Raw genomic sequence first — 12,745 nt, 5'->3', positions numbered from 1 at the left:
GCGGAGCCACCTGGCCCTTCGCGCCGTGCGGCGAGGGTGCGTGCCGGGCGTCGCGACGCCGCGGAGATCCATCAGAAGGGCCCTAGCCCCGTCCGGCCCGGTCCAGTTCGCCGAGTGAGCCGATCTGCCGGAAGCGCCCGTCGCGGACCTGGTGGACGTAGGTCTCGTCGGCCCAGCCCTCCGCGCTGTTGTCGTACATGTGCTGTTCGCCGAAGGCATAGGTCCGGGCGATGCCCGCGTACTTCACCTTCGCCAGCCGCTCGGCGAGATCGGTCCGCACCGGCCGTCGGCCCGCCTTCGCCGGCACCGTGCGGGCGAACTCGGTGAGCAGCATCCGCACGCTGTCGTAGGCCTGGTCGGCGTAGGGCTCCGGAGCGGTGTCGTAGCGTGCGCGCCATGCCGCGGTGAAGGCCCTGGCCTTCTTCGTCGCCAGTACGGAGGGGTCCACGGCGGAGGTGACGACGTACCAGCCCTCGCCCGCGCCCGCCGCGCGGCGGGGGAAGTCCGAGCCGTACAGCTGGTGCTGCATCCAGCGCGGCCCGGTGAATCCGGCCGTTGCGAGCGCCTGGGCCACGCGGACGGTGGTGTCGAGGGGGCCGAAGTACGCGAAGGCCTCGACCCCCGCGGCGAGCACGTCCCGGACGGCCTGCGGGGCGTCGTCCGTCCGCTCCGCGACGACCCGGGGCACGACGGGGGCCTCCAGGATCTCGCGCCAGTTCCTGACCAGCAGGCTGCCCTGGTCCTGGACGACGGGGCCCCCGGCCCGGTCGATCACGATGCCGACCGGCCGCACCTCCCGGGTCACCAGGGCGTGCAGCGCGATCCAGCCGGCGAGGGCGGCGTGGGCGGTGCCGCTCTGGAACGAGGTCCTGGGCGACAGCAGTTGGAAGCCCTGCAGGCCCGTGCTGCTCGACACATGGGTCAGCCCCGCGTCGCCGTAGACGCCCGCGGCCGACCACATCGGGATCTCGCCGACGGGGCCGAGGACGGCGACGACGTCCCGGTCGGCGGTGAACGCGCGGGCCACCTCCCGGGCCGTGTCGGCGTCGCCCCGGTCGGCGCGGACCTTCACCCTGAGGTCGTAGGCCCGTTTCGACGAGGCGTTGTGCTCGGCGACGGCGAGGCGGGCGGCGCGTTCGCAGGTCCGGCCGACGGTGGTGTCGGCCGCTGCGCCGGACACGTGCACGCCGAGGACGTACACGGGACGCCCGGCGCCCGTGGACGGCTCCTCGTCGTCGTCCGACGCCCAGATCACGGCTCCGGCGCCGGCGGCGGCGAGGAGCAGCGCGCCGCCCGCCAGCAGCAGGCGGCGGCGTCCCGGGGGCCGGTCGGCAGGGGTGTCCGACGGGGCGCCTTCGTCCGTCTCGTCCACGACGGTGGGTTCGATGTCGGGCAGGGCGAGGCCCTCGGCGGCGCGTTCGGCGACCATCCGGGCGACGGGGTCGGGGAGCCGGTCGCCGAACGCGCCCGCGGTCTCCCCGGCGCCCTGGCCGTTCTCAGCGCCCTGGTCGTCCCCGGCGCCCTGGTCGTCCTCGGCGAGCAGCCGCCGCAGTGCGTCGGTCGAGGGCCGCGCGTCCGGGTCCTTGGCCAGGCAGGACGCGATCGCGGCGCGCAACTCGCCCTCCAGACCGCCGAGTTCGGGGTCGTCGTGCACGGTGCGATAGAGCAGGGCGTCGGCGGTCCCGGTGCCGAAGGGCGGGGTGCCGGTGGAGGCGTACGCAAGGACGCAGCCCAGCGCGAAGACATCGCTCGCGGACGAGGCCGGCCGGCCCTCGGCCTGCTCCGGGGCGAGGAAGCCGGGGGTGCCGATGACCAGCCCGGACGCGGTCAGGGCCGTGTCGTCGGCGGCGCGGGCGATGCCGAAGTCGATCAGTCGGGGGCCGTCCACGGCGAGCAGGACGTTGCCCGGCTTGACGTCCCGGTGGACGAGTCCGGCCACGTGCACGGCGGCCAGCGCCTCGGCGAGCAGCCCGCCCAGCACGCGTACCGCGCGCGGGGGCAGCGGGCCGTGGGCGGCGACGGCCTCGGCGACGGAAGGGCCCGGGACGAACGCGGTGGCCAGCCAGGGTTCCCGGGCCTCGGCGTCGGCGTCCAGGACGGGCGCCACCCAGGGGCTGTCCACCCGCCGTGCCAGCTCGACCTCCCGGGCAAACCGGGCCCGGAAGTCGTCGTCGCCGGTGCTCTCCCCCCGGATGACCTTGACGGCCGCCAGGGTGCCGGAGTCGGTACGTCCGAGATGGACGACGCCCATGCCGCCCGAGCCGAGCCGTCGCAGCAGACGGAAACCGGCGATACGGGACGGGTCGGACGGCTGCAGCGGTTCGCTCACCGGTCCGCCCCCTCCGACTCGGCGGGGCCGCCGGTGGCCTCCGGGCCGCCCGCACCGCCCGGCTCACCCGACTCACCCGACTCGCCCGACTCCCCTTGACGGTGGACCTCGGCGGCGACGAAGCCCACGCCCTTGCCCATGTCGCCGGTGATCGCGTCGTCCTCCTCCGCGCTCCGGCCCGCGCCGTGCCGGGCGGTCGCGGCCACGGTGACCGGACCGACCCGGTACTTGTACCAGTCGAAGGGATGCGCCTTCCCGTCACCGCCGAGCCACTCACCGGTCTCCGTCAGATCGTCCTCGCTGAGCGCGGACCGGCCGTCCGCGAACGCGTCGATCTGCGAGTACAGACCGCGCACCCGGTCGGTGGCGTTCAGCCGCTGCTCGGGGCAGCGCATCGCCGACTCCAGGGCGCCGGCCATGTCGCGGCGCGCCGACACCGCGTCCCGGTGCACGGTGACGGTCACCGACACGTACACCGGCCCCTTGCCGTCCCGCTCCGGGAGTTCGAACGCCCGCGTGAGACTGGCCAGTACGGTGGCCGGCAGCGCCTCCCGCCGCCACAGACAGTCCTGCCCGAGCACGGCCCACCGCGCGGGATCGCTCTCGCGCGGCTCGCGTCCGCGGAAGCCGCTGCCGAAGTAGTCGGGGCGTACGTCGAGGTCACGGACGAACGTGACCGCGTCGGCCCGCGTCTTCGGCGCCCGGTCCTCGGCGAGCGTGTACGGCTCGCTCTCGGGCGTCGGCGAGGACGGGGGCGAGGTCGAGGGCGACGCGGCGGAGGTCCCGCCGGGCTCGCCCCGCGCGTCGCTCTCGTCGTCCGGTCCGCTGGTGCACCCGGCCAGCAGCAGCGCCACCGCCGCCGCGGGCAGGGCTGGTCTCCACCCGGCCATACAGCACTCCCGCCGATGCCCCCGCCCTACGGTGGGCGGTGTGACGTCGATAGGGGAAGTGTGACGCATGTGAGGGCTTCCGGTCCCCAACTTGCCTTACGGAAATACGTAGTTACGCCCTCGCAGGCCTCTCTGGGGCGGTGATCTCCCGCTTGAGGATCTTGCCGCTGGGACCGGTCGGCAGGCTGTCCACGATCCACACCTCGCGCGGGTACTTGTACGCGGCGACCCGCTCCTTCACGAACTCCCGCAGTTCGTCGGGGGTCGCGTGGGCGGCCGGCCGGAGGACGACCGCGGCGGCGATCTCCTCGCCCAGGTGGGAGTGCGGCACCCCGACCACGGCGGCCAGGGCGACGGCCGGGTGCTCGTGCAGGATCTCCTCGATCTCGCGCGGGTAGACGTTGTAACCACCGCGGATGATCATGTCCTTCTTGCGGTCGACGATGTAGAGATAGCCGTCCGCGTCCCGGCGCGCGAGGTCGCCGCTGCGCAGCCAGCCGTCGGGGATCGCGGCGGCCGTCTCCTCGGGGCGGTTCCAGTACCCCTTCATCACGTTCGGCCCCCGTACGGCCAGTTCGCCGACCTCGCCGGGCGCGACGTCCTGGCCCTTGTCGTCCAGGAGGCGTACCTCGACGTCCTCGATCGGGGTGCCGATGGAGCCGGCCTTGCGGGGCCGGTCGGGGTGGTTGAAGGTGACCACCGGGCTGGTCTCGGACATGCCGAAGCCCTCCAGCACCGCGCAGCCGAAGCGCCGTTCGAAGCCGTGCAGCACCTCCACCGGGAGCGAGGCCCCGCCGGAGACGCACATCCGCAGCGTCGAGACGTCCGCCTCCGTCGGGTGCTGGAGCAGCGCCGCGTACATCGTCGGCACACCCTCGAAGACGGTGGCCCGGTCGCGGGCGATCGCGTCCAGCACGGCCTGCGGCTCGAAGCGGGGGATCAGGGTGAGCGAGGCGCCCGCCCGGACGGCGACGCCCATGGTGCAGATCTGGCCGAAGATGTGGAACAGCGGCAGACAGCCCACCACCACGTCCTCGGGCGTCATCCGCTGCACATGGACCGTGTTGACCTCGGTGTTGTGACGCAGTCCGCCGTGGGTGAGCGTGGCGCCCTTGGGGCGGCCGGTGGTGCCGGAGGTGTAGAGGAGGACGGCCACGTCGTCGTCCGCCGTCTCCGCCACGCCGGGCAGCGGTTCGTGGGCGGCCAGCAGCGCCGCGAAGTTCTCGGGTTCGACGGCGAGGTGCCGCACCCCGGCCGCGTCCGCGCCCGGCGCGCCCTCGCCGGGCGCCTGATGCCATTCGAGGAGCAGCACCGCCCCGGAGTCGCTCAGGTGGTACTCGGTCTCCCGTGACTTGAGCAGCGGGTTCATGGGGACGACGATGCCGCCGGCGCGCAGCACGCCGTAGTAGAGGACGACGAACTCGGGCACGTTGGGCAGCATCAGGGCCACCCGGTCCCCCGGCCGTACGCCCTCGGCCCGCAGCAGCGCGGCGGCGCGGGCGGAGCGCTCGTCCAGCTCCGCGTAGCCGATGGTCCGCTCGCCCAGGCGCAGGGCGGGGCGCTCCGGCTGCCGCTGTGCCGTCTCCACCAGGTACGCCGCCAGATTGGCCATGCCCGCCTCCACGAATGTCACCGTCGAAATCCGCCGTTCACTTCGACGACATGGTGCTGCCGGACGCGACGACGGCCTATGGGGCGCACGACAGGACCTCCCCCACGTGGTTGTTCCGGAGGACAAAGCAGGCCCACTAAGCTGCGATGATGGACATCTCGGGCGTGGCCGCGGCACTGCATTCCCGGCTGCCGGAACTGGGCGAGCGGATCGCGCGGCGCATCCGCGCGGACGTCGACGCCTACGAGGACGAGTCCCTGCTCCCCTTCGACTCGCTACGGCGTTCGTGCACCGCCAACGCGGACCTGATCCTGAGCCACCTCGGCGAGGACGCGGCCCCGGACCCGAGCCCGGCCCGGGAGACCGGGCGCATCCGTGCCGAGCAGGGGGTGCCGCTGGCGGACACCCTGCACGCGTACCGGGTGGGCTTCGAACTGCTGTGGACGGAGATCCTCACGGAGGCGCGCACCCATCCGGAGGTCACCGACGACCAGTTGGTGTCCGAGTCGGCGAGGATCTGGTCGCTTTTCGGTCTGTACGCGGAGGCGGTCGCGGCGGCCTACCGGGAGACGGCGGCGGAGCTGACCTCGCGGGGGCAGGCCCGGCGTTCGGCGCTGGTGGAGGCGCTGTTCACCGGTGTCATCGCCGACCGCACCACCCTCTGGGAGGCCGCCCGTGAGCTGGGGCTGCCCGAGCTCGGGCCCTACGCGGTGGCCGCGGCGGCGGCCGGCGCGCCCGGCGAGGAACCGCTGGAGGGGGTCGAGGCGGCCCTGCGTCAGGCTCAACTCCCCTCGGCTTGGCGGCTGTTGCCGGACCAGCAGATCGGACTGATCGCCCTGCCCACGGGGACGGCGGACGGGGCGTGGCTGCGTGTCCTGCGGCGGGCGCGGGCCCGGGTGGGGGTCAGCCCGTCCTTCCACTCGCTGCGGGACACCCCGCAGGCGCTGCGCTTCGCCCGGCTGGCGCTGGCCGGGCTGCGGGGTGCGGGCCCCGGTGTCGCCCGGTTCGACGACGACCCGCTCGCCATGGTGGTCGCCGCGGCCCCGGCGGAGGCGGCCCAGCTGGTGGGGGTGGTCCTGCGGCCCGTGCTCGACCTTCCCGTCGCGGAGCGCGCCCGGCTCCTGCAGACCCTGGAACACTGGTTCGCCGCCGCGGGCTCCGCCACCGAGGCCGCCCGCACCCTCTTCGTCCACCCCAACACCGTCCGCTACCGGCTCCGCCGCGTCGAGGAACTGACCGGCCGCCCCCTCTCCGACCCCCGAGCGGTGACCCACATCGGCACCGCACTCCTGGCGGTCCGGAGCACCGGCACGGGCGGGGACGAGCTGTCGGGGGGTGGGGAGGGGTGAGGGGCCGGGGTGGGCAGGCGGGAAGCACAGTGGGAGCAGGGGTGCACAGGCGGGAAGGCCGTCCGGCCCGGCCGGGCAGGTCAGGTCAGGGCGAGGCGGCCGGGCACGCAAGGCACCGTGGTCGGAGCGGACAGGACACCGGCGTCGGACAGGCTCCGTATCCGGCCCTTCGCGGCACCCGAGCGCACGGTGCGGCGGGGGGGGCGGTGCGGCCAGGACTCGGCGGCACCCGGCCCTTCCCCCTTCCCGTCCTCTCCGGACGCCTCATGACACCCAGCCCCGGTCGGGCCCCCACTCGGGCCCCGGGGCGGGCCGCCGCACCGGTGTGCCGGTGCGGAGCGGTGGGCGTATGGTCCGCATATGGGTGACGTGCGGTGGCCGGATGTCCGGGGGGCCGGATCGGTCCGGGGCGGGTGACGGCGTGCCCGGTCCCGGTGTCGTCGGTCCGCGGGTGCTGGAGTCCGCCCTGATCGAGATGGCCCGGGAGAGCGGTACATCGGTGACGGCGGTGTATCTGCTGCCGCCGGACGAGCCGGTGCTGCAGCTGGCGGTGCTGGGCGGGGTCCCCTGGGAGATCTCCATGCCGTGGGCGCGGGTGGCGCTGAAGGCCTCCTCCCCGGTGTCCGACGCCGTACGAGAGCACAGGCTGGTGTGGGTGAGCGGCCAGGAGGAGCTGGCGCGCCGCTATCCACGGCTCGCCCTGGTGGTGCCGTACCGCTTCACGCTGGCCGCCGCCCCCCTCACCACCGGCACGGACGTCTGGGGCGGCCTGGTCCTGCAGTGGCCGGCCTCGCACCCGCCGCGGCCGGGCCCCGGGGAGCGGGAGGAGATCGCCGGCGTGTGTGACCGGCTGGCGCGGCTGCTGCGGGCGGAGGCGGACGCCGGCCGTCCGGTACGGCCCGCCGCCGAGCCGCTGATACTGCCCCCGCTCCGGGTCCGCACCGCCGGCCCGGACGAGGCGCAGGCCGCGGTCGACTTCGCCGAGCGCATCCCCGGCGGCTGCTGCTCGCTCGACGTGGACGGCCGGATCACCTTCCTCAGCACCAGGGCCGCCGAGCTCCTCGGCGCCGGCATCCCCGACCTGCTGGGCGCCAAACCGTGGGAGGCGCTGCGCTGGCTGGACGACCCGACCGCCGAGGACAGCTACCGGGCGGCCATGCTCAGCCGCGAACCGGTGTCGTTCATCGCCCGGCGGCCTCCGGACCGCTGGCTGTCGTTCAGTCTCGTACCGGACGCCTCCGGGATCAGCGTGCGCATCGCCCCCACCCACTCGGCCCACGCCCCCTCCCCGGTCACGGCGCCTCCCAGGTCCCGTGCCGCGCCACCGGCCACACCGGGGCGGGCCACCACCCTCTACCACCTGATGCACCTGGCGGCCACGCTCACCGAGGCCGTCGGTGTGCGCGACGTGGTGGACCAGGTCTGTGAACAGGTCCTGCCCGCGTTCGGCGCCGCGGCCCTCGCGCTGATGACGGCGGAGGACGGCCGACTGCGGATCATCGGTTACCGCGGCTACACCGCCGAGCTGATGGAACGCTTCGACGCCGCCCCGCTCACCTCGGACACCCCCGCCGTACGCGCCCTCACCACCGGGGTCCCGGCCTTCTTCGACACGTTCGCCGACCTCAAGCGCGCCTATCCCCCGGCGGTCCTCCAGGACGCCATGGCGGCCTGGGCCTTCCTGCCCCTGATCACCTCGGGACGTCCGGTCGGCTCGCTGGTCCTCGCCTACGAGCAGCCCCACCCCTTCACCACGGAGGAACGGGCCGTCCACATCTCCACCGCCGGGCTGATCGCCCAGGCCCTGGACCGGGCCCGGCTCTACGACGCCAAGCACCAGCTCGCCCACAACCTCCAGGCCGGACTGCTGCCCCACACCCTGCCCCGGGTCGCCGGGCTGGACGTGGCCGCCCGCTATCTGCCGGCCACCCGGGGCATGGACATCGGCGGCGACTTCTACGACCTGATCCGTCTCGACCCCACCCGCGCCGCCGCGGCCATCGGCGACGTCCAGGGCCACAACGTCAACGCCGCCGCCCTCATGGGACAGGTCCGCACCGCCGTCCACGCCACCGCGGGCGCGGCCCCCGACGAGGTCCTCGCCCGCACCAACCGGCTGCTCACCGATCTCGACCCCGACCTGTTCACCAGCTGCCTCTACGCCCACCTCGACCTGGGCGCGCGTACCGCCTGTCTGGCCACCGCCGGGCATCCGCCCCCGCTGCTGCGCCACCCCGACGGCCGGACCGAACCCGTCCGGCTGCCGCCGGGGCTGCTGCTGGGCATCGACCCGGAAGCGGAATACGCGTGCAGGGAGATCCCGTTGCCGCCCGGTTCGGTGCTGGCGCTGTACACGGACGGCCTCGTCGAAGCCCCGGGCATCGACATCGACGACGCGGTCGACGACCTGGCCCGTGCCCTCGCCGACGCCGACACCTCCGGCCCGCACGCCACGAACGGCGTCGCCGACTCCCTCGTCCAGCACGCCCGCCGCTCCGCGCCGCGCAGCGACGACATCGCCCTGCTGCTCATCCACTCGATCTGAGCGGCGACAGCGACACCCGCACGAATGCGTACAACCTTCGCGGCGTTTGCCTCGTCTTCATGAGAGAACGGAACAAACCGACCCTTTGTCCCGACTCGTCCCGACGGGGGACCACATGAAGCCGATGAAGCCCATGAACCCGACCCACAGCCGCCGCGGCACCGCCGCGACCCTCACCGTCCTGCTGGCGGCCTCGCTCGCGGCCGCCGGCGCCGGCGCGTCGAGCGCGAACTCCGCCGCGCGGGAGACTCGCGAGATCGCCTCGTCCACCCTCGGATCCGACTACCGGGTCACGCTGACCGCGCTGCGCTCGACGGACGACGAGTACGCCGCCTCCGTCCGCCTGCAGGTCTTCACGCGGTCCGCCGGAGCCTGGAAGGAGTCGGACCGGGTGACGGTCGGCAATACGGACGGTTGGTTCTGGTATCCCCTCACGGGCAAGAGCGCCGTCTGCGCGTTCTCGACGGCGAGCACCGAGCCCGCCCCGCTGACCGTGAGCCTGCTGCTCACCCCGTCGCTCGGCTGCTCCGACCCCGCCCATTTCCTGGTGAAGCAGGGCAGGATCCACGCGGGCTGACCCCACTTCCCCCACACCTCCCCCACCCTCTGGTTCACATACGTGTTCGCGGGTCCAACCCATTGACCCGGAGGCGAGCCCTCCGTAAGGTTCCCGCCATTCCTACGTACGTGATGATGGTTCACGCATGTGAACCATCAGAGGGAGACAACGATGTCAGAAGTCGTGATACCCGACGCCGAGCAGCGCGCGGTCGGCAAGTTCCTGCGCCGTATGCTGCCGATCCTCGTCCTGATGCTCCTGATCAACCAGATGGACCGGACGAACGTCGGCTTCGTCCAGGACGAGCTGCGGGCCGACGTCGGGGTGAGCGCCACCGCGTACGGGCTCGGCGCGGGCCTCTTCTTCATCGGGTACGCCCTCTTCGAGGTGCCCAGCAACATGCTTCTGGAGCGGTTCGGCGCCCGGGTCTGGCTGACCCGCATCATGATCACCTGGGGTCTGGTGATCGTGGCGATGTGCTTCATCCACAACGTCTGGATGTTCTACGGGCTGCGCTTCCTGCTCGGTGTCGCGGAGGCCGGCTTCTTCCCCGGTGTCCTGCTCTACTTCACCCAGTGGCTGCCCGACTCCAGCCGGGGCCGGGCGAGCGCGATCTTCCTCGGCGGCTCGGCCACGGCGTACATCGTGACCGGGCCGATCACGGGCGCGCTGCTGGAACTGCACGGGGTCGGCGGGTTCGCGGGCTGGCGCTGGATGTTCGCGCTGGAGGGGCTGCTGTCGATCGTCGTCGGCTTCGTCGCCGGATTCTTCCTCGTCTCCCGCGTCCAGGACGCCAAGTGGCTGACGGCCGAGGAGAAGGAGGCGCTGAGCACGGCGGTCGCCCGGGACGAGGAGGCGCGCAGCCGGGCCCCGAGGGTGTCGCGGCTGAAGCTTCTGATCCACCCTCAGGTCGCCCTGCTGACCACGGTGTTCTTCGCGATGGCCCTCACCGGGTACGCGATCACGTTCTGGCTGCCCAGTCTGGTGGAGGAGATCGGCGGACTGTCGCCGTTCCAGGTCGGTCTGCTGTCGGCGATCCCGTGGATCTGCGCGGTGATCGCGATGTACTCGATGAGCCGTTTCACCGACCGTGCCCCCGACCGCCGGCCCTATCTCGCCGTCGCCCTCGTCCTGTCCGCGACGGGGACCTTCCTGGCCACTCTGGGCTCCCCCTGGTTCGGTCTCGCGGCCATCACGCTCGCCGCGGTCGGCGGGAAGTGCGCGGCCACCCTGTTCTGGCCGATGGCCCAGTCCGGACTCGACCTGAAGATCGCCGCCCCCGGGCTCGCCGTCGTCAACTCCCTGGGAAACCTGGGCGGTTTCGTCTCGCCCACCCTCTTCGGCTACCTCAAGGACACGACCGGCACGACCAACGGCGGCCTGTACACGCTGTCGGCGGCCTCCCTGCTCGCGGTGGCCGGAGTGGCGCTGATCCGGCGGAGCGGCGGGTCCGGCCTCGGTCCGGGTACCGGTGAACCCGCCGTCGCCCAGGGGCGGTTGGCGGCGAGGGACGCGCGGTAGCGGGCCACCCGCCACGCGTGCTGCGGTCCTCCCACCCGGCGCGCCCGACGACCGCCGTCACCGTATGGACCGGCGGGCCCGGCGTGTACGGCGCAAGCGCCGCCCCCGAGCGGTCAGCCCGTCCGGGCACACCGCGGCCCGCAATTCTGAACATTCGTTCCGATCTCCTGTCCGGAGTGCGGGAGTTCGCCTTCCGCGCAATGGTCCGGGCATGTGCGAAACGACTCCCGGGAACCGCTCCCTCCAGGATTGCGTACCTCTGTACGATCACCGGTCACACACGGGGGTTCCGCGGTGGAGGGGGCGGCGATGGACGGCAAAGCGGCTGGACGAAGAGGTGGTTGGCGGCTGAGGGCCGCCGCGTCGGGAACCGCCGCGGCGTTACTGCTCGGCGGTTGCAGCGCGGGCGCGGCGGAGCGCGCGGACAGGCCCGACGCCGAGGCGGCAGGGTCCCCGACACCTTCCGCTTCGGCCTCCGGGCAGATGCCGGAGGAAGGCACGAAGCCGTCCGCGACGCCGTCCGTGACGCCCTTCGAGGCGGCACCGGACCGGGTACCCGAGTCCCGGCGGCAGGGCGCGGCGCTCGCGGAGGCGATCGTGATGCGGCCGGGGGACTGGGGCACGGGCTTCCGGGCCCAGCCCCTCGCCCGTAGCGCCGGGGGCACCATGGCCGTACTGGACGAGGAGTGCAGATGGCAGCGCCGGGCGCTCCCCGACGACGTACTCGCCTCGCTGTCCCTCTACAGCGAACTGCCCGGCAGCGGGGGGCGCGGCACGGTCAAGGTGACGGCGACGGTGACGGTGCACTCGACCGTGCAGGCCGCCGACGGCCATGTGTCCGAGACGCTGGAGGAGGCGCTGCGCTGCCCTGAGCAGCAGGTGCGCGCCGACGAACGGATCGCGGAACTGATGTCCGTGGGCACCCCCCGCGGTCTGCGCGGCAACAACTACGCCGACGACTCGGTCCTGGAGACGGGTGTCTATCTGACCGGCGGCGACAAGGCCCTGTACCGGTGGATGGTCACCCGGCTCGGCCAGGTGACCCTGACCGTGTCGTTCAAGGGCGGCGAGGGCTACACCGTCGCCGACATGGAGCAGTACATGACGCGTGGCACCACCACCATGCTCGACCGGGCGGGCTACGAACTGGGCGGGGGCGAGGACTGATGGAGCGGCTGCGTTCTTCCGATCCGGCGAGGATCGCCGACCACCGTCTGCTCGGCCGGCTCGGCGCCGGCGGCATGGGGGTGGTGTATCTCGCGCGTACGCCGTCCGGTTCGCTCGTGGCGTTGAAGGTGCTGGCGGCGGAGTACGCGGAGGACGCCGGGTTCCGGGAACGGTTCCGGCGCGAGGTCGACGCCGCGCGGCGGATCCGCAGTCCGTGGGCGGTGCCGGTGGTGGCCGCCGACGCGGACGCGGAGGCGCCGTGGCTGGCCACGGCGTATGTGCCGGGGCCGTCGCTGGCCGAGGCGGTGGCCTCGTACGGGCCTCTCCCCGAGCACGGAGTGCGGGTCCTCGGTGGGCGGCTGGCGCAGGCGCTGGCGGAGGTGCACCGGGCGGGGCTGGTCCACCGGGACCTCAAGCCCGGCAATGTCCTGCTCGCCGTGGACGGGCCCCGCCTCATCGACTTCGGTATCGCCAGGGCCCCCGAGGACACCGCGCTCACCGCGACGGGGTTCGTGATCGGCACGCCCGGCTATCTCGCGCCGGAGCAGGCCGACGGGCGGGGCGACCGGGCCATCGGCGCGGCCGTCGACGTGTTCTCCCTGGGCTGTGTGCTGGCCTTCGCGGCGACCGGCCGCCCGCCGTTCGGCACGGGCGCCCTCGACGCTCTCCTCTACCGCGCCGTCCACGACCCGGCCGACCTCGACGGCGTCCCGACGCCCCTGTCCGACCTGCTGGCCCGCTGCCTGGAGAAGGACCCGGCCCACCGCCCCGAA

General features: G+C 73.5%; 8 protein-coding genes and 1 pseudogene. 6 read left to right on the top strand and 3 right to left on the bottom strand.

The features are described from left to right. Positions 1-82 precede the first annotated feature (82 nt). The 3 genes from J8M51_RS30000 to J8M51_RS29990 all read right to left on the bottom strand — a co-directional run bounded on the left by J8M51_RS30000 (position 83) and on the right by J8M51_RS29990 (position 4,831). Positions 83-2,329 carry a bifunctional serine/threonine-protein kinase/ABC transporter substrate-binding protein gene (locus tag J8M51_RS30000; protein ID WP_086754955.1) on the bottom strand — a complete coding sequence of 749 codons (2,247 nt, stop codon included), beginning with the start codon at positions 2,327-2,329 and terminating at the stop codon, positions 83-85. After that, positions 2,326-3,219: a hypothetical protein gene (locus J8M51_RS29995; RefSeq protein ID WP_086754956.1), complete on the bottom strand. Its 894-nt coding sequence runs from the start codon at positions 3,217-3,219 to the stop codon at positions 2,326-2,328. The genes J8M51_RS30000 and J8M51_RS29995 overlap by 4 nt, the downstream gene beginning before the upstream one ends. A gap of 112 nt (positions 3,220-3,331) precedes the next feature. Beyond that, on the bottom strand, positions 3,332-4,831 hold the full coding sequence (locus J8M51_RS29990) for a long-chain-fatty-acid--CoA ligase (RefSeq protein ID WP_086754966.1): 1,500 nt from the start codon (positions 4,829-4,831) through the stop codon (positions 3,332-3,334). Between the two features lie 149 nt (positions 4,832-4,980). Here J8M51_RS29990 and J8M51_RS29985 point away from each other — a divergent pair, with 149 nt between their 5' ends. From J8M51_RS29985 to J8M51_RS29960, 6 genes and pseudogenes are all read left to right on the top strand, one after another. Beyond that, positions 4,981-6,180 (top strand): PucR family transcriptional regulator, encoded by a 1,200-nt coding sequence (locus tag J8M51_RS29985; protein WP_398857428.1) that lies wholly within the window; start codon positions 4,981-4,983, stop codon positions 6,178-6,180. A 382-nt stretch (positions 6,181-6,562) separates the two neighbouring features. Further along, entirely contained in the window at positions 6,563-8,725 is a 2,163-nt protein-coding gene (locus J8M51_RS29980; RefSeq protein ID WP_398857115.1) for a SpoIIE family protein phosphatase, read from the top strand. A gap of 133 nt (positions 8,726-8,858) precedes the next feature. Further along, the gene (locus J8M51_RS29975; RefSeq protein WP_086757919.1) at positions 8,859-9,302 is read left to right on the top strand and encodes a hypothetical protein; all 444 of its coding nucleotides are present in this window, start codon (positions 8,859-8,861) and stop codon (positions 9,300-9,302) included. A gap of 153 nt (positions 9,303-9,455) precedes the next feature. Continuing rightward, positions 9,456-10,805, top strand: a complete 1,350-nt coding sequence (locus J8M51_RS29970; protein WP_236067383.1) for an MFS transporter — start codon at positions 9,456-9,458, stop codon at positions 10,803-10,805. A gap of 483 nt (positions 10,806-11,288) precedes the next feature. Continuing rightward, positions 11,289-11,972, top strand: coding sequence for a hypothetical protein (locus J8M51_RS29965; RefSeq protein ID WP_267299593.1), 684 nt, complete (start codon positions 11,289-11,291; stop codon positions 11,970-11,972). Beyond that, positions 11,972-12,743 (top strand): annotated as a pseudogene (locus J8M51_RS29960) (serine/threonine-protein kinase); the annotation flags it as partial. The gene J8M51_RS29965 and the pseudogene J8M51_RS29960, both read left to right, overlap by 1 nt. Positions 12,744-12,745: the final 2 nt, after the last annotated feature.

Source organism: Streptomyces griseiscabiei (assembly GCF_020010925.1).
Lineage (GTDB): Bacteria > Actinomycetota > Actinomycetes > Streptomycetales > Streptomycetaceae > Streptomyces > Streptomyces griseiscabiei.
The sequence above is the reverse complement of the archived record's forward strand: the minus strand, read 5'-3'. Positions and strand labels throughout refer to the sequence as shown.